This is a genomic window from Parolsenella sp. (genome assembly GCF_982402205.1).
The window spans coordinates 1-21,223 of sequence record NZ_CEVYAT010000012.1; the positions used below are offsets into that span (position 1 = coordinate 1).

At 67.4% G+C, this 21,223-nt stretch carries 17 protein-coding genes, 2 tRNA genes and 1 pseudogene; 15 read left to right on the plus strand and 5 right to left on the minus strand.

What is annotated here, in order from left to right; all coding sequences use genetic code 11:
- The 3 genes from AC1VTH_RS01625 to AC1VTH_RS01635 all read left to right on the plus strand — a co-directional run.
- Positions 1-2,350: DEAD/DEAH box helicase (locus AC1VTH_RS01625; RefSeq protein WP_481334403.1), on the plus strand; the 2,350-nt coding region annotated here is incomplete at its 5' end.
- Between the two features lie 3 nt (positions 2,351-2,353).
- Positions 2,354-4,708 (plus strand): RelA/SpoT family protein, encoded by a 2,355-nt coding sequence (locus AC1VTH_RS01630; RefSeq protein WP_293673944.1) that lies wholly within the window; start codon positions 2,354-2,356, stop codon positions 4,706-4,708.
- Between the two features lie 2 nt (positions 4,709-4,710).
- Positions 4,711-5,397 (plus strand): MBL fold metallo-hydrolase, encoded by a 687-nt coding sequence (locus tag AC1VTH_RS01635; protein WP_481334404.1) that lies wholly within the window; start codon positions 4,711-4,713, stop codon positions 5,395-5,397.
- Between the two features lie 236 nt (positions 5,398-5,633).
- On the opposite strand, the gene AC1VTH_RS01640 is transcribed toward AC1VTH_RS01635, so the two are convergent.
- Positions 5,634-5,717 (minus strand) — tRNA-Leu (locus tag AC1VTH_RS01640).
- Positions 5,718-5,927: 210 nt separating this feature from the next.
- Between AC1VTH_RS01640 and AC1VTH_RS01645 the strand changes: the two genes are divergently transcribed.
- A complete protein-coding gene (locus AC1VTH_RS01645) occupies positions 5,928-6,428 on the plus strand; it encodes a CarD family transcriptional regulator (RefSeq protein WP_293673942.1) in 501 nt (166 codons plus the stop codon).
- Between the two features lie 76 nt (positions 6,429-6,504).
- On the opposite strand, the gene AC1VTH_RS01650 is transcribed toward AC1VTH_RS01645, so the two are convergent.
- The 3 genes from AC1VTH_RS01650 to AC1VTH_RS01660 form a co-directional block, all read right to left on the minus strand.
- Positions 6,505-6,789 (minus strand): type IIL restriction-modification enzyme MmeI, encoded by a 285-nt coding sequence (locus tag AC1VTH_RS01650; protein ID WP_481334405.1) that lies wholly within the window; start codon positions 6,787-6,789, stop codon positions 6,505-6,507.
- On the minus strand, positions 6,704-7,129 hold the full coding sequence (locus tag AC1VTH_RS01655; RefSeq protein ID WP_481334406.1) for a type IIL restriction-modification enzyme MmeI: 426 nt from the start codon (positions 7,127-7,129) through the stop codon (positions 6,704-6,706). Before AC1VTH_RS01655 ends, AC1VTH_RS01650 begins: the two co-directional genes overlap by 86 nt.
- 95 nt (positions 7,130-7,224) lie before the next feature.
- Positions 7,225-8,268: an RsmB/NOP family class I SAM-dependent RNA methyltransferase gene (locus AC1VTH_RS01660; RefSeq protein WP_481334407.1), complete on the minus strand. Its 1,044-nt coding sequence runs from the start codon at positions 8,266-8,268 to the stop codon at positions 7,225-7,227.
- 311 nt (positions 8,269-8,579) lie between these two features.
- Between AC1VTH_RS01660 and infC the strand changes: the two genes are divergently transcribed.
- The 3 genes from infC to rplT are packed head-to-tail and all read left to right on the plus strand — an operon-like array spanning position 8,580 to position 9,765.
- Positions 8,580-9,158 carry a translation initiation factor IF-3 gene (infC, locus tag AC1VTH_RS01665; RefSeq protein WP_293673938.1) on the plus strand — a complete coding sequence of 193 codons (579 nt, stop codon included), beginning with the start codon at positions 8,580-8,582 and terminating at the stop codon, positions 9,156-9,158.
- Between the two features lies 1 nt (position 9,159).
- Entirely contained in the window at positions 9,160-9,354 is a 195-nt protein-coding gene (gene rpmI, locus AC1VTH_RS01670) for a 50S ribosomal protein L35 (RefSeq protein ID WP_293673937.1), read from the plus strand.
- A 45-nt stretch (positions 9,355-9,399) separates the two neighbouring features.
- Positions 9,400-9,765: a 50S ribosomal protein L20 gene (gene rplT / locus AC1VTH_RS01675; protein ID WP_073293985.1), complete on the plus strand. Its 366-nt coding sequence runs from the start codon at positions 9,400-9,402 to the stop codon at positions 9,763-9,765.
- 364 nt (positions 9,766-10,129) lie between these two features.
- Here the strand turns inward: rplT and AC1VTH_RS01680 are convergent, their stop codons facing one another.
- On the minus strand, positions 10,130-11,356 hold the full coding sequence (locus AC1VTH_RS01680) for a glycosyltransferase family 4 protein (RefSeq protein WP_481334408.1): 1,227 nt from the start codon (positions 11,354-11,356) through the stop codon (positions 10,130-10,132).
- Positions 11,357-12,098: 742 nt separating this feature from the next.
- Between AC1VTH_RS01680 and AC1VTH_RS01685 the strand changes: the two genes are divergently transcribed.
- From AC1VTH_RS01685 to AC1VTH_RS01720, 8 genes and pseudogenes are all read left to right on the plus strand, one after another.
- A tRNA-Ala gene (locus AC1VTH_RS01685) sits at positions 12,099-12,174 on the plus strand.
- Between the two features lie 103 nt (positions 12,175-12,277).
- Entirely contained in the window at positions 12,278-13,318 is a 1,041-nt protein-coding gene (locus tag AC1VTH_RS01690; RefSeq protein WP_481334409.1) for a radical SAM protein, read from the plus strand.
- 71 nt (positions 13,319-13,389) lie between these two features.
- The gene (locus tag AC1VTH_RS01695) at positions 13,390-13,698 is read left to right on the plus strand and encodes a hypothetical protein (protein WP_481334410.1); all 309 of its coding nucleotides are present in this window, start codon (positions 13,390-13,392) and stop codon (positions 13,696-13,698) included.
- Positions 13,699-13,742: 44 nt separating this feature from the next.
- The gene (locus AC1VTH_RS01700; RefSeq protein WP_481334411.1) at positions 13,743-15,218 is read left to right on the plus strand and encodes a nicotinate phosphoribosyltransferase; all 1,476 of its coding nucleotides are present in this window, start codon (positions 13,743-13,745) and stop codon (positions 15,216-15,218) included.
- Between the two features lie 141 nt (positions 15,219-15,359).
- A complete protein-coding gene (gene argS / locus AC1VTH_RS01705) occupies positions 15,360-17,201 on the plus strand; it encodes an arginine--tRNA ligase (RefSeq protein WP_481334413.1) in 1,842 nt (613 codons plus the stop codon).
- Between the two features lie 117 nt (positions 17,202-17,318).
- A complete protein-coding gene (locus AC1VTH_RS01710) occupies positions 17,319-18,053 on the plus strand; it encodes a MarR family transcriptional regulator (RefSeq protein ID WP_293674196.1) in 735 nt (244 codons plus the stop codon).
- A 218-nt stretch (positions 18,054-18,271) separates the two neighbouring features.
- Complete coding sequence (gene rho, locus AC1VTH_RS01715; protein ID WP_481334412.1) at positions 18,272-19,936, plus strand: transcription termination factor Rho; 1,665 nt, start codon at positions 18,272-18,274, stop codon at positions 19,934-19,936.
- A 288-nt stretch (positions 19,937-20,224) separates the two neighbouring features.
- Positions 20,225-21,223, plus strand: a pseudogene (locus AC1VTH_RS01720) (hypothetical protein); the annotation flags it as partial.

Consider the following 21,223-nt stretch of genomic DNA (forward strand, 5'->3'; position numbering starts at 1 on the left):
CCGCCGCGACATCGAGCGCGACCTCGCCGACCAGGCCATGGCCATGGTCGAGGAGACCTACGACGGCGGTCGCGCCATCGTCGTGGGCGGCGAGGGCTGGCACGAGGGCGTCAAGGGCATCGTTGCGAGCCGCGTGGTCAACCGCTACCACGTGCCCGCGATCCTCTTCTCCATCTCCGACGGCGTGGCCCATGGCTCGGGCCGCTCCGTGGGCTCGGTCAACCTCTTCGAGGCGGTCGAGAAGTGCGCCGATTTGCTCGTGCGCTTTGGCGGGCACGCGGGCGCCGTGGGCGTCACGATCGATGCCGCCAACATCGACGCTTTCCGCGCCCGCCTCGAGGGCGTGCTGGCCGAGCTCCCCGCCGAGCAGTTCGTCGACACCGGCGAGGTCGCGGCCATCGTGGGCCTCGACGAGCTTGACGTGCCCACGATCGAGTCGCTGGGGGCGCTCAAACCCTTTGGCCAGGGCAACAAGGTGCCGCTACTGGCCGCGTGCGGCGTGGTTATGCGTGCCCGCAGCCGCGTGGGCCGCTCGGGCGAGCACCTGCGCTTCCTCGCCACCGACGGCGTGAGCAGCGTGCCCGCGATCATGTTCCGCACCCCCGACGTCGAGCGCGCTTGCGACTACGAGGGCGCCGTCGACCTCGTCTTCGAGGCCGTCGCCGAGACCTGGCAGGGCCGCACGAAGCCCAAGCTCATGGTGCGTGACATCATCTACCGCGAGGCCACGCCGGGCGTCGAGGCCCCCGCCATCGCGGGCGAGCTTTTTGCCCGCGTGCCCCAGATTCTTGCGGGCGGCCTGCCCGAGGCCCCGCTCGCCGCGAGCCCCTCGAGTGCCGACGCGCTCGCCAGGCTGCCGCAAGACCAGCTCACAGACCACGTCGTGCGCGCTTTCATCGGCGACAGCGCCCTGCTGCCGGCCCAGCGCCAGGCGCTGGACGCCCTGGGGCGTGGCCGCAGTGTGCTGGCCGTGATGGCCACGGGGCGCGGCAAGTCGCTCATCTTCTACGTGCACGCCGTGCGCGAGGCGGTGCTCAACGGGTATGCGAGCGTCTTCGTCTACCCGCTGCGCGCCCTCGTGGCAGACCAGAGCTTCCACATCTCCGAGTCCTTCTCCGCCCTGGGGCTCACCGCCCGCGTGCTCACGGGCGAGTCGACGCCCGAGGTGCGCGAGGAGGTCTTCTCCGGCCTTGCCGCGGGCACGGTCGACGTCGTGCTCACCACGCCCGAGTTCCTCGCCATTCACTCCAAGGCCTTCGCCCACGGCGGACGCGTGGGCTTCGTGGTCATTGACGAGGCCCACCACGCGGCCGCGACGGCCGGTGGCGCCCGCAGCGCCTACCGCGAGCTGCCCCGCGTGCTCGACGAGCTCGCGAACCCCGTCGTGCTCGCCGTCACCGCCACGGCGGCAGACCCCGTCGCCGACAGGATCTGCGAGCTTGCGCGCATCGACGACGTCATCGTTGACGACGCCTGTCGCGAGAATCTCGTCCTCGACGACGAGCGCGAGATGCACGACCGCGAGGCGGCCCTCATCGCCATCGCCAGCACGGGCGAGAAGTGCGTCGCCTACGTCAACTCGCGCGAGCAGTCCGTGGTGCTGGCCCGCGCCATTCGCAAGGCCAACCCCGAGATCGGGCAGCGCATCGCCTTCTACAACGCCGGCCTCACGCGCAGCGAGCGCACCAGCGTCGAGCGGGCCTTCCGCGACGGCGCTCTCACCTGCATCATCTCGACGAGCGCGTTCGGCGAGGGCGTGAACCTGCCCGACATCCGCCACGTGGTGCTCTACCACATGCCCTTTGGCGCCATCGAGTTCAACCAGATGAGCGGCCGCGCCGGCCGAGACGGCAAGCCCGCCATCATCCACCTGCTCTTTGGCTCGCGCGACGCCCGCGTCAACGAGCGCATCCTCTCCTCCTATGCTCCGGGTCGAGACGAGCTTGTGTGCCTGTGGCGAGCCCTGCGCGCCACCTCGGCGCGTGCCACCAGCGCGGGCGAGGACACCATCGGCCTCACCAACGCCGAGCTGCTCGACGTCTGCCTGCAGGTGACGCCCTCCACCACCCTGGAGGAGCGCTCGGTGTCCGCGGGCATCGCGATCTTCGCGGAGCTGGGCTTCCTTGCCGTCGAGGGCTTCGGCACCACGCGGCGCATTCGCATGGCCGCCTCGCCCGACCACATGGACCTCGACAGCTCCATCAGATACCTTGAGGGAAAGCGCTCCGGTGAGGAGTTTGGGCGCTTCTTCAACTGGGCGCTCTCGGCCACGGCTGACGAGCTGCTCGCACACATCAATCGCCCCATCGTTCCCAGCACCGGGACGCGGGCGAGAAGTGAGGGGGAGTGACGCATGGCTGAGACGAAGCATGTTCAGGCGCCGCCCGAAGGCGCCCCCGAGATCGGTGCCGACGACTATCCGCTGCTGAGGAAGACCTGCACGCGCTACCTATCGCCCGAGGGCATGGCCAAGGTCGACGAGGCCTACCGCTTCGCGGCGCAGTTCCACCGCGACCAGAAGCGCCGCAGCGGTGAGCCCTACATCAACCACCCCGTCGAGGTGGCCCTCATCCTCGCGCACGACCTGCACATGGACGAGGACGTCATCTGCGCGGCGCTGCTTCACGACACGGTCGAGGACACGCCCGCCACGCTCTCCGACCTCTCGGAGCTCTTTGGCGAGACGGTCGCCGAGCTCGTCGACGGCGTCACCAAGCTCACCTCGATCGAGGTCGATTCGATGGACGCCAAGCAGGCGCTGAACCTGCGCAAGATGTTCCTCGCCATGAGCCGCGACATCCGCGTCGTCATCATCAAGCTCGCCGACCGCCTGCACAACATGCGCACGCTTGCGGCGCTGCCGCCCGACCGCCGTACGTTCAAGGCCCACGAGACGATGGACGTCTACGCCCCGCTCGCAGATCGTCTCGGCATCTCCTCGATCAAGTGGGAGCTCGAGGACCTCGCCTTCTTCTACCTCGAGCCCGAGGAGTACCAGCGCATCGCGCGCATGGTCCAGGACTCGCGCGACCAGCGCGAGCGCGACACCGAGGAGGCCATCAAGACCCTGACCGACGAGCTGCGTCGCGTGGGCCTGGGAGACTTCCAGATCACGGGCCGCCCCAAGCACCTGTGGAGCATCTACCTCAAGATGAAGCGCAAGGGCAAGGAGTTCTCCGACATCTACGACCTCATCGCCTTGCGCGCCATCCTGCAGAGCGTGGGAGACTGCTACTCGGCCCTAGGCGCCGTCCACTCGCTGTGGCACCCGCTTCCGGGCCGCTTCAAGGACTACATCGCCACGCCCAAGCCCAATGGCTATCAGTCGCTTCACACGACGGTCGTGGGCCCCGAGGCGCGCCCCATCGAGATTCAGCTGCGCACCGTCGAGATGCACGAGCAGGCCGAGTACGGTATTGCCGCCCACTGGCTCTACAAACGCTCGGGCAACTCGCGCGGCGACATGACGGGCGACGACAAGAGCGTCGACAAGCAGATCTCCTGGATTCGCCGCAGCCTCGACTGGACGGTCGAGGGCGACATGGAGGATCCGCACGAGTTCCTCGAGGACCTGCGTGTCGACCTGTTTGGCGACGAGATCTTCGTCTTCACCCCCAAGGGCGAGGTCATGAACCTGCGCGCGGGCTCGACGCCGCTCGACTTCGCCTACGCCGTCCACACCGAGGTGGGCAATCACTGCGTGGGCGCCAAGGTCAACGGCTCGGTGGTCTCGCTCACCAAGCCGCTCGCCACGGGCGACCGCATCGAGATTCTCACCAACAAGAACTCCAAGCCCAGCCGCGACTGGATGAACATCGTCGTGACGCCCTCGGCGCGCTCGAAGATCCGCAAGTACTTTGCGGCCTCCACCAAGTCCGACGACGCCGAGGCGGGGCGCGGCGAGCTCGCCCGCGAGCTGCGCAAACGTGGCTACGGTATCTCGACGCCCCGCTCGACCAAGGCGCTCGCGCGCGTGAGCGAGTCGCTGTCGTTCAAGGAGACCGACGACATGCTCGCCGCGATCGCGAACGGCAAGCTCACCGCCAAGTCGATCGCCAACAAGGTGCAGGCCATCCTCGAGGAGGGGTCGCCCGCCGAGATGCTCGCGGCCCAGCAGCGCGCCAACGCCGAGGCGAACGCCGCCCGCGAGGAGTTCTTCGAGACGGCCGCCACGCCTATGAGCGCACCGCGCCCCTCGCGGGCACGGGCCGCCGACAAGCGCCGCCGCGCCAGCTGTGGCGTCATTGCCAAGGGCGACTCCGACCTTCTCGTCCACCTCGCACACTGCTGCAACCCGGTGGCCGGCGACGACATCGTGGGCTTCATCACCCGCGGGCGCGGTGTGTCGGTGCACCGCTCCAGCTGCCCCAACGTCAAGGGCCTCATGGCGCACCCCGAGCGCATGATCGAGGTCGAGTGGGACGCCTCGGGCGCCACGCAGTTCCAGGTCGAGATCATGGTCGAGGCCACGGACCGCATGGGCCTGCTCAAGGACGTCACGATTGCCGTGGGCGATGCGGGGGGCAACATCCTGTCGGCCGCCACCAACACGAGCCCCCAGGGCGTCGCCAAGCTGCGCTTCCTTATCGCGATCAGCGACGCGACCCTGCTCGACACGCTGCTCGCCACCGTGGGTCGCGTGCCGAGCGTCTACGACGCGCGCCGCATCATGCCTGGCGAGGGCGCAAACTCGATTCACGGGAGGTAGCGATGAGTCGCTTCTGGGACAGGGGCACCGTGTCGTTTGACGACGTGCCGACCATGGCTGACGGCACGCTCGAGCTGAGGCGCTTCGAGGTGTCTCCCTTCTCGACCAACTGCTACGCCGTGGTCTGCGCGGGCAAGGCCCTGGTCATCGACCCGGGCGCGGCGGGCGCGCGCATCGCGTCTGCGCTCGACGGCGTCGAGATTTCCCTCGTGGCGGCGACGCATGGCCACGCAGACCACGTGGGTGGCGTGGCGGCCCTCGTGGCGGCCACGGGCGCCCCATTCGCCATTAGCGCCGAGGACGCCGAGCTTGCCCAGGTGGCGCGCAGCGCGCACTCGTTTGGCATCGAGTATGACGACGACGCGCCCGCGCCCAGCCAGCTGCTCGCCGCGGGCGACGTCATCGGGGTGGGCGAGGCCCGCTTCGAGGTCGTGCCCACGCCCGGCCACACGCCGGGTGGCGTCTGCCTCGTTGGGCGCGACGCCGCGGCGGGGCTCGCCTTCGTGGGCGACACCCTGTTTGCCGGAAGCGCCGGCCGCACCGACCTTCCCGGCGGCTCGACGCCTGCCCTCATGAGGTCGCTGCGCCTGCTGGCCACGACTATTCCCGCATCCACGCACCTGCTCTGCGGCCACGGCGACGACACGACGATGTCCTGGGAGCTCGCCACCAACCCCTACCTGCGGTAGCGGGACACCTCGGCGAGCACCCACCATTACGCGTCTCTCGCCATTCGGCACCCGCTTTTACGCGCTCGGAAGCCTCCTAGCGCGTAAAAGCGGGTGCCGAATGCTGTGACGCGTAGATTTGGGTGCTCGGCGAGACGGTCGCTTGGCGGCTGAGAGCGAGGCTGTGCGACACGTAACTAGGGGCAGAAAAAAGGCCCGGACGGCAGGTTGGCTGCGTCCGGGCCTTCTCCTATGCGTGGTGCCCGAGGCGAGGGTCGAACTCGCACGGGTTTCCCCAGAGGTTTTTGAGACCTCCGTGTCTGCCATTCCACCACTCGGGCGATTGAGGTGGCCGCGCGCGGTCCCACAATGAATCGAAGTATAGCGAAAGTGGCGCCCCCAGAATGGGCGCAAACGTGTAAGTATGCCCCAAAATACGGAGACCTTACGAATTTACCTGCGGTTATTCAAAATTTTGGTGCTAATCTTATACCAGTGTGAAAAGTGAGTAGTGCCCGCTCCCAAGCGACGTGGCCATAGCGGAGGTAGCGATGTTTTCCATTGGTGAGCGTGTCATGCATCCTGGTCAGGGCCTGTGCACCGTCGTGGGCTTTGAGGACTCTCCCTCGCCGATGCTCATCCTCGAAGCCGGCAGCGGCCGCGGGGCCGCGCGCCTCATGTACCCCGCCGCTCAGGCCGAGAAGAACCTGCATCCGCCCGTGAGCCGCGACGAGGCGCTCGCCGCCATTGACGGCTATGGCGACCTTACGTGCGACCCCTTCTCCGACCGCAACTCGGGCCTCGAGGAGAAGCACTTCAAGCAGCGCCTCAAGCTCGGCATCCCCGAGAGCCTGCGCGTCACCAAGACGATGCTCGAGCGCATCGCCGCCGCGGAGGCCTGCTCCAAGAAGCCCAGCTCCTACCTTGCCCGCGTCCTGCGCGACGCCCGCGAGCGCTCGCTCGAGGAGCTCGCCTGCGCCCTCGACACGACGCCCGAGGAGGTCGAGGGCATGTTCGAGGAGCGTGGCCACGCCCTCGAGGAGCAGGCGTAAATATTTTTATTAGCCAAGATGAAGCGCCGCACCCGTTTTGAAAACGAGTGCGGTGCTATTTCGTTGCCGCTTGCTATTATTGGCCCTCTTCTCCGGTCTTTTCTGCATAGAGCTTAAACAAGTGAGCGACGATTCTCTCTTCGTCTCCGTTGAAGTCCACGCCATAGGCAGCCTCAACCGCTGCATCGAGTTCCGCGTGAGCCATCCTAAGTCCTTTTGGCATAAAGCTCGGATCATATAGATCGGCAAGCGTGGCGTTCGCATCGTTTTCTCGCTCAGAAAGAATTCTTGCGGAGGCGGAACTGATATCTCGTATGGCCTGTGCGGTCGTAGACCCAGAACTCGGCGAAGTTGCAGGCAATGATGTAGCGTGGCTGCTGCGAGAGCGGCATTCCCTGCGCATAGGCCAGTCCCTGCTGGGCGGGCGTTACCTTGCGGCCCTGCCTCGTCTCTACCTTGGAGAGATCGATTCCAAGCGACTTCTGCTCGACGAGGGTCTTGGCCGAGGGAATGAGGACGTCGATGTAGCCCTCGTGCGTGCTCGCCGCCGTGGAGACGGGCTTCTCGAACTCCAGATGAGAGACGGCGTCATCAAGCCCCAGGACATGCTGAAAGAGATCGATCCAGAAGAGCTGCGTGTCTTGGTTCTCGTTGCCCCTGTTGGCCCATTTGCGGGAAAAGGCTACTGCATCAGATTTCATGCCTGGCATATCTGCACCTCTCGCATGTCGCGTACACCAGGTTGATTGTACGGGTATTGCGGGACAGTAAGTCTGCGAGAGTGCTGATGCCGTACCTAGCCGCGCTTGACGATCCTCGAGACGAAGAAGCCCTCGTAGAGCCTGCTGGGGCACACCGTGAGAGTGCCGGCAAGGCGCGTGGGCAGCACGGTGGGTGCAAGGTCGCCCGCGTCTGTCAGGCCACCCACCTCGACGCTCGCGAGCTCGCAGTCGCCGTGACGCGAGAGCGCCCACTCCACAACGTCCTCGTTCTCGCGCGAGAGGATCGAGCAGGTGGAGTAGACGAGCGCGCCGCCGGGCTTCAGCACCTCGAGGCCCTTGTCAAGAAGTGCGCGTTGCGAGCGCTCCACGCGGTCCGCGAGCTCGGGCGTGAGGTAGCGCGCGGCGTGGTCGTCGTGCGTACGCACCGTGCCAGAGCCCGTGCAGGGCGCGTCGAGCAGCACCTGGTCAAAGGCAAACCACGAGTCGAGCCTGCGCGCGTCGCAGCGCATGACCTGCACGTTGGCGGCGCCCAGCTTTGCGAGGTTGTGCTCGAGCTTCTCGGCACGCGGAGCGGAGAGCTCGCAGGCCGTGATGCGCACCGCCCGCACGCCCGGCGCGGCGGGGGCCAGGGCCGCCATCTGGCTCGTCTTGCCGCCGGGGGCCGCGCACATGTCGAGCACGTCGGCGCCCGGGGCGGGGGAGAGCGCAAGCGGCGGCAGCATCGAGGAGAGGCTCTGGAGGTAGAGCTCGCCCGCCTGGTAGGCGTCGAGGGCCCAGACGTCTCGCTCGATGGTGCCCTCTCCCAGCACGAAGGCGTCTGTGTACCACGGCACACGGGCGTAGCCGATGCCCGTCTCGTCGAGTGCCGCCGCGACCCTCTCGGCATCCGAGCGAAGCGTGTTAGCACGCAGGGTCACGGGGCGCGCCTCGCCCCAACCCGTTATGATGGTGTCCGCAAGCTCGGCGCGCTCGCGGCGCACGGCCTCGACGAGGTGGAGGGGCAGGCCCGTGGCCTCGTCGAGCTCCTGCGGCTTGGCGGGCGCCTGCTCGCCCCGCGCACGATTGCCGCGGCCCTGGCCGTTCGTGTGCCTCTTGTGCATGCGTTGTCTGGGACTCATATTTCTCCTTGCGCGTATGGTTGCTGAGTGCAATACTATCAATTCGTGTGGCCGCAAGGCTGCATCGTGAAGTGGGTCAGAGGTTGTGACCCCACCTGAACGGCGCCCCAGGGCAGCTGTCTGGTAGGAATAGGGATATAGGTCGCCAATGCGGCGGCGTTTGCCTGAATCTTGCCGGAGCTGTGCCAAGCGCAGCTCCGGTTTTTCGTTGCGAGCCGACGAGGCCCGCGGCGGTTTGCGGCACGGGACAGCCGGTCTCGCGCCACACGTGCGGCGAGGCGCCCGGGAGGGTGCGCCGCAAGGAAGGGAAGGTGTGTAAGATAGCCAAGTCCGAAGGTCCCCGTATCAACGGGGAGATCACCGCTCGCTCCTGCCGTCTGATTGGCGTCGACGGTTCCCAGCTCGGCCTGTTTGGTGTCCGCGATGCCCTGCGCATCGCCTCCGAGCAGGGTCTCGACCTCGTCGAGATCGCCCCGAACGCCGAGCCGCCCGTCTGCAAGGTCATGGACTACGGCAAGTACAAGTACGAGCAGGCGATCAAGGCCAAGCAGGCTCGCAAGAACCAGGCCAAGGTCGAGATCAAGGAGATGAAGTTCCGTCCCAAGATCGACACCGGCGACTACGAGACCAAGAAGGGTCACGTCATGCGCTTCCTCAAGAAGGGCGCGCGCGTCAAGGTGACCATCATGTTCCGTGGTCGTGAGATGGCCCACCCCGAGCAGGGTCTCAACGTGCTCGAGCGCCTGGCCGCCGACCTCAAGCCCTACGCTACGGTTGAGAGCCAGCCGAAGATGGAGGGTCGCAACATGCACATGCTCGTCGCGCCTATCAAGGGCGCCTTCGACGAGAAGGCCCCCGAGGCGAGCGATAAGGATAAGAAGGAGAACTAGCATGCCTAAGATGAAGACGCACAAGGGTACGGCCAAGCGTTTCCGCCGCACCGGCACCGGCAAGATCATGCGCGCCAAGGCTTTCAAGAGCCACATCCTCACCAAGAAGTCCCAGAAGCGCATCCGTGGCTTCCGCAAGGAGACCGAGCTCGCCCCGGCCGACGTCAAGGTCGTTTCGTCCCGCATGGGCAAGTAGCGCGCCCGCGCCTGTCCGCATTTTTTCACTAGGAGTTGATCTAACATGGCACGAGTCAAGCGCGCCGTTGCTGGCCGTAAGAAGCGTCAGACCCTCAAGGAGCTCTCGAAGGGCTACTACGGCACTTCCTCCCGCACCTTCCGTGGTATGAAGGAGCAGGTCCAGCACTCCCTGCAGTACCAGTACCGCGACCGCCGCAACAAGAAGCGCGACGTCCGTCGTCTCTGGATCCAGCGCATCAACGCTGCCGCCCGCATGAACGACATGAGCTACTCCACGTTCATGCACGGCCTGAAGCTCGCCGGCGTCGAGCTCGACCGTAAGGTCCTCTCGCAGATCGCCTACGAGGACGAGGCCGCGTTCGCCGCTCTGGCCGAGGTCGCCAAGAAGGCCATCGCCGATGCCGAGTAAGCGTCACCCTTAGCTCTAACGAGGCCCGTGCGCGCAAGCGTGCGGGCCTTTTTGTGTTGGTATGGCAGCTGACGCGTATGTGGGCGTGATTCGCGTGCCGGTGGAGCTTGTCGGGGCAGCTGCGCGCCTAGTTTGGCAGGGCAATCGCGTGCGCGATGCGACTAAAACGCGCCCTTAGGGTGCCGTGTCTGTTTCGTTGCGCACGCGGCATAGGGTGCGCGTTGGGCTATTGAGCCGCGTGCCTGACGCGACTAAAGCGCGCTCCTGGCACTTCGATATTCTCGCAATAGGCCTGCTCCGCGCTGGCTGGGCGGGAACGGCACACCGGCCAAACGAAGCGATTCTCGCCGAGAGGGGACCGCAGCTACTTCTCGTCGTCGTGGCGCAGAAGGCGCTCCACGAAGTCCTCGCGGCGCTCCTCGGCGTGCTCCTCGATGCGGGCCTGCTCCACGGCAAAGGCCGGGTCGTCGGGCGACACGAGCTCGTCCTCGCCGCTCTTGGGGTTGTAGTGGTGCAGCAGCACCGGGTCGAACAGGTGCAGGTGCGCCGCGAAGGCAAAAGAGGCGCCAATGAGCAGGCAGAAGACGACGATGCGCGGGGCCACCTCGATCTGCGTCATGATGATGGCGCCCACGCTGAGCATCGCCGTCCACAGGTACATGAGCACGACGGCCTGGCGCTGGTTGTAGCCGTCCTGGATGAGCCTGTGGTGGATATGACCCTTGTCGGCCTGGCCCACGCTCACGTGGGCGCGTTTCCTGCGGATGATGGCCGAGAACGTGTCGACGATGGGTACGAACGAGATGACGAGCGGCACGATGAGGGTCGTGAGGCCCGCCACGCGCGTGACGTTGAGCAGCGAGACGGTGCCCAGGGCAAAGCCCAGCAGGAGCGACCCCGAGTCTCCGAGGAAGATCGACGCCGGGTTGAAGTTGTAGCGAAGGAAGCCCAGCGTGGCGCCGGCGAGCGAGATGGCGATGGCGGCGGAGTCGAGCCTGTTGGAGAGCGCAGCCATGTAGAACAGCGTGCAGCTCGAGATGAACGTGATGCCCGAGGCCAGGCCGTCCAGGCCGTCGATGAGGTTGATGATGTTCACGTAGGCCACGAGATAGGCCACCGTGATGGGGTAGGCGAGCCAGCCAAGCACGATCTCGCCGTGGCCGAACGGGTTCATGATGACGCCTACGGTGAGGCCCGAGCATACCGCGATGACGGCGGCGAGCACCTGGCCGGCGAGCTTGGCGAGGGGCTTGAGCTGCAGGACGTCGTCGATGGCGCCGGTGATGAAGATCACGAGGAACGACACGCCCAGCAGAGGGTAGTCGACGGTCGAGAAGCGCCAGGGGGTAAGGACCAGCGGCCATCCGAGGTACCTGGTGCCGAGGTACTGCACCAGGACTGCCGCTGCCAGCGCCAGGAAGATCGCGATGCCGCCCATGCGGGGGATGGCGACCTTGTTGATGCGGCGCTTGGAGGGCTTGTCAACGGCGCCAAGGCGAATGGCGATTTTTCGGGCGAGGGGCGTGGCGACGAGCGTCACGACAAGTGCCGTAAGGAACAGCAGGGCACAGGGAATCCACCATCTCGTCACCAAAACGTTGCAGCCTTTCGCCCGATGGCGCGCGGGCGTCTCGGGGTCATCCAATAGATACAAGTAGATTCATGATACCAGCTTGAAGTGCAGCTTACGCGGCTGGTTTTGTGGGGAGCGCGCATGTCAAGACTGGAACCGACGAATGGCTTGGGTATAGTGGAGGTGTCAGCTCCCCGCAGGGCAAACTGGGTGAACCGACAAGCGTTTCCTGGGAGCCCATATACCGAGCTCAGTACAGGCATCCTCCGTTTGGGGGAAGCTGGAACAGCCGGCGAGGGCACCCACCTTTTGAGAGGTGGGTTCATTATCGCACCTGCGGGGGGCGACGTTATCGTCTGCCCAAGCGCCCATCCGGGCGCTTTTTTGTTGCCGAGCGAGCGGTCGCGCGGCGTGGTGCTAGGCCGAGCCATTTCATCTCGCTCTTCTGCCCTCTGCTTCGCTCGCTCATGTCTCACTCTTCAGCCCCGTTGCGCCGCTCGTCCACAGCCCACCCTTCAGACCCGTTGCGCCGCTCGCCCACAGCCCACGTCTCACTCTTCCGCCCCCGCTTCGCTTATCCACAGAATCCTAGGAAAATGGCGATAAGTGCTATTAATGGATAGCGATAAAGGCGTTTTCCTAGGATTTTGTGTTGGGGGGGGGAGACCACGGGCGCGCTCCTCTCGTTCCCCTTGCCCCAAAAGTTCTCGATTGACACGGGCGCGGGGCACGGTACAATTACCTACGCGCAAACGCGCCTGGGGACGTAGCTCAGCTGGGAGAGCGCTGCCGTCGCATGGCAGAGGCCGAGGGTTCGATTCCCTTCGTCTCCACCAGGAATTGCCGAGCGGGCCACACTGTGGTCCGCTCTTTTTGTATCGAGACGTCGCGTCCGCGCCGCATGCGGGTCCGCGACGTTGGCCGGCGGGGGAGGCAACCATGGAAGACGTGAAGCAAGGCGGGCCTGCCTCGCCCGACTCCGCGAGGGAAGCGGCTGGGGAGACCGTGTTGGCATGCGGACCCATCACAGCCCCGGCCCCCAAGGAGTACGAGCGCTGCGAGCTGTGCCCGCGCGCCTGTGGGGCCGCCCGTGCCGCCGGCGCGCGCGGTGCCTGCGGCGCCACCGCGACCCTGCGCGTGGCCCGCGCGGCGCTGCACTTCTGGGAGGAGCCGCCCATCTCGGGCGAGGCGGGATCGGGAGCCATCTTCTTCTCGTCGTGCACCCTGCGCTGCGTCTTTTGCCAGAATGCCGAGATAAGCAGCGGCAACTTTGGCCACGACGTCACGGTGGCGCGCCTCGCCCAGATGATGCTCGAGCTGCAGGGCCAGGGCGCCCTCAACATCAACCTCGTGACGCCCGGCCACTTTGCCCCGCAGGTCGTCGACGCCGCCCTGCGCGCGCGTGCGGCGGGCCTCGCCATCCCCATCGTGTGCAACACGGGCGGATACGAGACGCCCCAGACCGTGCGCCTGCTCTCGCGGGTGGTTGACATCTGGCTCACGGACTTCAAGTACGCGAGCGGCCCGCTCGCCGCCCGGCTCTCGCGCGCCCGAGACTACCCCGAGGTCGCGGCGGCCGCCCTCGTCGAGATGCTCGCCTCGGTGCGCGCCCACGGAGGCCCCGCCAACGCGGAGGATGGCCACATGCTGCGCGGCACCATCGTGCGCCACCTCGTCCTGCCCGGTCACGTCGACGACTCGATGGCCGTGCTCGACCGCGTGTGGGAGCTCGCCGGCAACGAGGTCGACCTCTCGGTCATGAACCAGTACACGCCCAACGCCGCCTGCCGCGAACGCGGGGGAGACCTCGCCCGCGCCGTGACCGACGAGGAGTACGAGGCCGTGCTCGACCATGCCGACGACCTGGGCTTCGAGCGCATGTGGTGGCAGCAGGGCGGCACGGTCTCCGAGAGCTTCGTGCCCGCCTTCGATGCCACCGGCGTCGACGGCCCCGAGCTCGTCGCGCCCGCGGATGACTAGCGACCGCGCATAACGGCTAGACTAGGGGACGGTTCTTCAAGCCCCGCGTGGGCCCAACGTGAGGAGTAGAGATGGCAGACGCACCGCTTACCGACGAGGAGCGCGCGGAGCTCGAGCGCCTTCGCGCCGAGAAGGCCGCCCGCGAGCAGGCCGCTCGCGACGCCGCCCAGAAGGCCGAGCTCGAGAGCCTGCGCGCCGAGCAGGCCGAGGCCGAGCAGATGGCCCGCGATGCCGAGAGGCGCGAGCGCGCCCGCGAGTACATGGAGCCCGACGAGGACCTCAAGATGCCGCTGGGCCAGAAGCTCGTGCTGCTCGTCCTGGCCATCATCGTCGCCGTGTTCGTGATGAGCTTCGTGGGCGGTGGCCTCATCTCCGGCTAGCGCGCCGCCGGCAGCTTCGAACCAATCCACAAGGAGGGTGCGCAATGTCGCTCACCGATGTCACCAAGCCCACCGACGTCTCGCTCAACACGGACCTCTACGAGCTTACGATGGCCCAGGGGTTCTGGGAGAACGACCTCATGGACGCCGAGGCCTGCTTCACGGTCTTCTTCCGTGACGCCCCGTTCGGCGGCGGCTATGCCGTCGCCTGCGGCACCGGCCAGATCGCCGACCTCGTCGAGAACTTCCGTTACACCGACGAGGACATCGCCTACCTGGGGTCGCTCTCGGCCCCCGGCGGCGGCGCGATGTTCAAGCCGGCCTTCCTCGAGTGGCTGCGCGCCTTCGCCATGGACGTCGACGTGTGGGCGGTGCCCGAGGGCCAGGTCGTCTTCCCCCGCGAGCCCATCGTGCGTGTCCAGGGGCCCATGGCCGCCTGCCAGCTCATCGAGACGGCCCTGCTCAACCTTGTGAACTTCCAGACGCTCGTGGCTACCAAGACGGCCCGCGTGGTCCAGGCGGCTGAGGGCCACGCCGTCTCCGACTTTGGCCTGCGTCGCGCCCAGGGCCCCGACGGCGGCCTTGCCGTGGCGCGCGCGTCCTACGTGGGCGGCGCGAGCTCGACCTCGAACTGCCTGGCCGGCAAGATCTACGGCATCCCGGTGTTTGGCACCCACGCCCACTCCTGGGTCATGGCCTTTCCCGCAGAGATCGACGCCTTCCGTGCTTTCGCCCGCTCGATGCCTAAGAACTGCGTGCTGCTCGTCGACACCTACGACGTGCACCAGGGCATCGCCAACGCCGTGACGGTCGCCAAGGAGATGGAGGCTGCCGGCGAGCGCCTCGCCGCGGTGCGCATCGACTCGGGCGACCTCGCCAAGCTCTCCAAGTACGCTCGCCGCGCCTTCGATGAGGCCGGCCTTCCCTACGTCAAGGTGAGCGCCAGCAACGACCTCGACGAGTACACCATCCAGTCGCTCTTTGCCCAAGGCGCGCCCATTGACTCGTTTGGCGTGGGCACCAAGCTCGCCACGTGCGACCCGCAGCCGTCCCTCGGCGGCGTCTACAAGCTCTCGGCTGTGCGCAAGGCTGGCGAGAGCGCGTGGCGCCCCACGATGAAGCTCTCCGAGGTCGCCTACAAGCGCACCATTCCGGGCGTGCAGCTGGTGGCGCGCTTCTATGACGAGGCGGGCTGCCCGGTGGGCGACGTCATCTACGACGAGACCCTCGACGCGCCCACGCTCGCGGACGCCTCCTGCGTCACCGACTCCGAGACGAACTACGACTTCACGGGGCTTACGCATCACGACCTGCTCGTCAAGATGGTCGAGCATGGCAGGCGCGCCGGCGACCCCGACGAACTCGAAGCCGCCAAGCGACGCTGCAAGGACGCGCTCATGCACCTCGACCCGGCCGTGCGCCGCTTCCTCAACCCCCAGGTCTATCCGGTGGGCGTCGAGCGCAACCTGGCCGAGTTGCGCGCCCGCCTCGTGCGTGAGGAGCGCGCTGCCCAGCGCTAGCGTGTGCCTCGCGTGGCGCGCCCCGGCCCAGGCCGTGCGCACGTGCGCTTTTTGTTAAACTCAATCAGTCCGCGTCAAGCGGCGTACCTGCAATTTTCGCGGCCCCCACGCGGGGGTCGCTTCGTGTCGGAGGGATTCATCGTGGTCGAGACGATCGAGAAGCTGGTTCGAGCGGCAGTCGAGGAGGCCCAGCGCGCGGGCGAGCTGCCCGAGTTCGAGGTCGCTGACCTGGGACTCGAGCGTCCGGCCGACTCCTCCCACGGCGACTGGACGAGCACCGTGGCGCTGCGCAGCGCCAAGCTCGCCCACAAGGCGCCCCGCGACATCGCCGCTGCCATCGCCAAGCACCTGCCCGAGGCCCCCGAGGTCGACCACGTCGAGGTCGCAGGTCCCGGCTTCGTGAACATCTACCTCTCCACCGCCGCCGGCAACGAGGTCTTCCGCACCGCGCGCGAGCAGGGCGCCGACTTTGGCCGCTGCAACCTGGGGCAGGGCCAGAAGGTCCAGGTCGAGTTCGTCTCGGCCAACCCGGTGGGCCCGCTGCACATTGGCCACGGCCGCTGGGCGGCCCTCGGCGACTCGCTCGCGCGCGTCCTCGAGCACGCCGGCTACGACGTCGAGCGCGAGTACTACGTCAACGACCACGGCAACCAGATGAACACGTTTGGCAACTCCGTGTCCGAGCGCTACCTGCAGCTGGCCGACATCATGGACAGCCGCGGCCTCGACGCCCATGCCGCCCACGAGGCCCTCATCGCCGACTGGCGCGCCTTCGTCGAGGACGAAGCCGACGAGCACCCCGACTCCCACCCCTACATGGACGCCTTCAAGGCCAAGCTCGGCGCCGACTCCTACGGCGGGGACTACATCATCGACCTCGCCGCCCACTTCATGGAGGCCGACGGCACCCGCTGGGTCGAGGCCGACGCGTCCGAGCGCATGCTCTCCTTCCGCGAGCGCGGCTACAAGCTCATGCTCGACGACATCTCCCAGACCTGCTCCGACATGCGCACGAGCTTTGACGTCTGGTTCTCCGAGCGCTCCCTCTACGAGAAGGACGCGAGTGGCACGAGCGCCGTCGACCGCGCCTTTACCCGCCTGCGCGAGCAGGGCTACCTCTACGAGAAGGACGGCGCCCTGTGGTTCCGCTCGACCGACTTCGGTGACGACAAGGACCGCGTGCTCGTGAAGGCCGACGGCGCCTACACCTACTTCGCCTCCGACGTTGCCTACCACTGGAACAAGTACGAGCGCGTCGACCACGTCATCGACGTGTGGGGCGCCGACCACCACGGCTACATCGCCCGCGTGCGCGCCGCCACCGACGCCCTGGGCTACGAGGGCAAGTTCGAGGTCCTGCTCGGCCAGCTCGTGAACCTGCTGCGCGGCGGCCACCCGGTCAAGATGAGCAAGCGCAAGGGCACCATGGTCCCGCTGCGCGAGCTGCTCGACGAGGTTGGCGCCGACGCCACGCGCTTCACGCTCGTCTCCAAGAGCTCCAATCAGATGATCGACTTCGACATCGAGGCCGCCAAGCGCCAGGACAACTCCAACCCGGTCTACTACGTGCAGTACGCCCACGCCCGCATCTGCTCGATCCTGCGTCGCGCCGCCGGCGTCACGGCCGAGGAGGCCGCGCAGCTGGGCATGGACGAGGTTGCCTCCCGCGCCGTTCCCCTCGACTGCGACCTGTCGGTGCTCACCGACCCCACCGAGGCCGCCCTTGCCCGCAAGCTGGGCGAGTTCGGCGAGCTCGTCGAAGGCTGCGCCCGTGACCGCGCGCCGTTCCGCCTGACGCACTACGCCCAGGAGCTTGCGGCCGCCTTCCACGGTTTCTACACCGCCTGCCAGGTGCTCTCGAGCGAGGGCCGTCCGGTCGACCCAGCGCTGTCCCAGGCCCGTCTCGCCGCCTGCGACGCCACCCGTCGTGTGCTTGCGCTCACCCTCTCGCTCATCGGCGTCTCGGCGCCCGAGCGCATGTAGCGTTCATACACAACCGATCCTGATGGGCCCCGTCGCGTGCAGCTGCGGGGCCCATCTATGCGAAAAAGAATTCTCCTAATCCCTTAATTTATTGCGATACTTCCCCCAATTAGGGGTATGCTAAAGACTGGTTACGAGGATTACTCGGGGGTCTTTTTCGTGAAGGTGTGTGAGTATCTGTCTGTCCGCAGGGCCTATGGACTTGTGCGTCAGACCACGCCTGCTACCAGCCGCGTTACCTTTGACGAGCTGGGAATACTGTGCCACCTGGCAAACGTGAACGGCCCTCTGCGCACGTCGCAGATAGCCGAGTACCAGGGCGTTTTGCGCCCCACGATGACGCACAGGACGGGCCACTTGGCCGAGCTCGGGCTCATCGAGCGCAAGCCCGGCGAGCGCGACAGGCGAAACGTCTACTGCCACCTGTCCTCGACGGGCGTCGTGGCCATCCGCCGCATGGTGGCCGACGTCTGTCGCAACATCAAGACCGACATGCCGCTGGGCCGCTGCACCGACGAGCGCATGATGCGCATCATCGACGGCGCCGCGCAGATTTCGTTCTCCTCGGCAGACCTCGTCCTTATGCAACTTGCCTTCTGCAGCGACGATGGCGACGGCCTGGGCTCGGTGGGCGGGCTCGTCGACGGCCTGGGCCTGCTGCAGCCCACCGTCTCGATGGCTGTCTCGTCGCTCAAGCGCGCCGGCTACATCGAGCGCGGCGACACCCCGGGCCAGGCGGCCCTCTCGATTGCGATTACCGAGTCTGGCCGAGCCCGTGCCGAGAAGCTCGTGGCGCAGGTTGCGGAGTTTAGGCCCGCTCGTGCTCGCGCGCGCAAATCTTCCGTGCTATAGTCTGCCGTGTCGGGCTTCTTGCCCACGCCGCCCCTGGCGGCCATTCCCACGTTCCCCAGCTTGTCTTGCATTCCACACCTCGCGCTGTCGCGCGTCGCGGGCTGCGAGCCTATGGGTTTTGCGCCCATGCTCGTCGCGTGCCGCGCGTCCGCCTGCGTTGCGGGTAGGGCAGGGTCCGGGGAGGCGCCCCACGCGCCAGACACGAAGGATTCCCACACGTGACAGAAGATAAGAACGAGGCTGCCCAGCCGGCCAAGCGCCGCCGCAGCCGCACGCGCAAGGTCGTCGACCAGCCCGAGGCCGTCTCGCAGCCCCAGGCCTCTTCCGCGCCCGCGGCAGACGCGCCCGCTCCCAAGCGCCGCAAGGCGCGCCAGCGCAAGGACGAGCAGCCCGCGCCCGAGCAGCACCAGGCACAGCAGGCCCAGCAACAGCCCCAGACGCAGCAGGTCCAGGGCGAGCAGCAGCCGCGCAAGCAGTATCAGCGCCCCGACCGCCCCAAGCAGTACCAGCAGCAGGGCCGCTACAACAACCAGCAGAACCAGGGTCGTCGCCGCGGCCGCCACAACAACGGCGGCAACAACAACGGCAACGGCGTCGTCGAGCCGCGCCTCTCGCGCGAGATGCTCTCCTCGATGCTCGTGGCGCAGCTCCGCGTCCACGCCGCGGGCTTGGGCGTCGAGTACGTGGGCGTGCGCAAGGCAGACCTCGTCGAGGCCGTCTACGTGGCCTCCGCGCGCGCCGAGGGCTTCCGCGACGTCGCGGGCGTGCTCGACATCACGGGCGAGGGCTACGGCTTCGTGCGCACCGGCAACTACATGGCTGGCGACGACGACGCCTTCGTTCCCCAGCAGCTCATCAAGCACATGGGCCTGCGTCGCGGAGACTGGGTCGAGGGCACCGTGCGCCCCAGCCGTCCCAACGACAAGTACCCGGCGCTGCAGAAGGTCGCCTCGATCAATGGCGCCTCTCCCGAGGTCGCCCGCGAGCGCCCGCGCTTCCGCGACCTCACGCCGGTCTATCCCAACGAGCGCCTCGTCATGGAGCACGGCAAGAACTCGATAACCGGCCGCGCCATCGACCTGGTGGCGCCCATCGGCAAGGGCCAGCGCGGCCTCATCGTGAGTCCCCCCAAGGCGGGCAAGACCACGGTGCTCAAGCGCATCTGCGAGTCCATCGCCGCCAACAACCCCGAGGTCTACCTCATCTGCCTTTTGGTGGACGAGCGCCCCGAGGAGGTCACTGACATGCAGCGCTCCATCAAGGGCGACGTCGTGGCCTCGACGTTCGACATGCCGGCCGACAACCACACGGCCGTCTCCGAGCTCGTGATCGAGCGTGCCAAGCGCCTGGTCGAGATGGGCCGCGACGTGGTGGTCGTGCTCGACTCCATCACTCGCCTTGCCCGCGCCTACAACCTCGCCCAGCCGGCGAGTGGGCGTATCCTCTCCGGCGGCGTCGATTCGGCGGCCCTCTACCCGCCCAAGAAGTTCCTGGGCGCGGCCCGCAACATCGAGAACGGCGGCTCGCTCACGATCCTCGCCTCCGCGCTCGTCGAGACGGGCTCCAAGATGGACGAGGTCATCTTCGAGGAATTCAAGGGCACTGGCAACATGGAGCTCAAGCTCGACCGCGAGCTGGCCGACAAGCGCATCTTCCCGGCCATCGACCCGGTGGCTTCGGGCACGCGCAACGAGGAGCTGCTCATCGACCCCGAGCTGCAGCCCTTCGTGTGGGGCCTGCGCCGCATCCTTGCCAACATGAACAACATCGAGCGCGCCGAGAACTCGCTCGTGCGTAGCCTCAAGGCCACGGCGACCAACGAGGAGTTCCTCATACGCTCGGCAAAGAAGGCCCAGCAGAGCGAGTACGCCGACGCCCTGTAGGGACGCCTCTCGCGCCTGGCTTGGCGCAGGGAGCACCCCAGCCTCCGCCCACTGGTCGATTGACCGTGGACGGAGGCATTTTTATGCAACGCCGACATGCCGGTGCTGCTATAGTCATACGAAGGGTGCAGAGGCGCCCACATCTTGAATTCGTTCGAGCGACGGTACCCGCAGACCAAACAGACCCCGCCGTTGCCCGATTGGCCCCGCTCGAGCGAGCGCTGGACCCGTCGTCGCAATCTCGCCTGTTTGCATGAGCCGCCGTCGCTACTGGGGAGGCGTGAGGTCATGACGAGCAGGTGCAGCAATCCTGCCATCTTTGCCGGGCTTGCCGGTGCCGCCGCGTGGGGAGCGCCCACGTGCGCGCAGGCGCTTACGGTCATGGGCTACGAGGTTCCCACGTCTGACCCCGGCTTCACCTTCGTGGCCGGCTGCGTCACTGGCGCCATCGTGGCTGGCTGCGGCAGCCTTGCCATCTCGCGCGCCGTCGCCGCGCGCACGGCCCGCGCAGAGATCGAGAGCGCCCTGCGCGGCAGCCATGCCCAGCCTGCCGTCCCCTCCCGCACGGCCGTCCAGGCCGTGCCCACCCAGCGCAGCGCCACGGCCCAGGCCTGGGAGCAGACCGGCGACATCCGCGTGCAGGTGCCCGCCGCCAAGGTCCCGGGCGCCCAGGCGGCAGATGCCTCCGAGCCCGTGCGCGACGCCATCGAGGACGCCTGGAGCGCCTGGGAGGCCAACGCCAAGGCCTCGACCGACTACGTCGACGTGGCCGAGGGCTACGTGCGCACCCGTACCCTCGCCGAGCGCATGAGCGCCCGCGCCAGGGGCGTGGCGAGCGTGCTGTCAGAGCGCCTGGGGGCCTCCCGCATGGAGGGCCTGCCCGTGATCGAGCGCGCCGATGGAAGCGTGGGAGACGTGGGCGAGAGCTGGTGGGACGACGCCATGAACGCCTCGTCGCGCCCGCGCGCCACCTCGCCCTTGGGCGGTGAGTCGGTCGAGGAGGGCATGAGCGGCAACAGCGCCGTGCTCTTCACGGCCCAGACCGCGGCCGAGGTCTGGGCTGCCCGCGCGGTGTGGCAGCAGGGAGCCCAGCAGGCCGCGGCGCCCGCCCAGCAGGCCGCGTCCGCCCCGGCGGCGCCTCGCCCCGCCTCTGCGGCGCAGGCCCCGCAGGACGCCCAGCCAAGCCAGGCCTCCGCACAGGCCGCGTACGCCCAGCCCGCGCCCACCGCGTCTGTCGCCCAGGCCGCCGCGTCTGTCGCGCAGGCCGCCACGCCCTCGCGCGAGAGC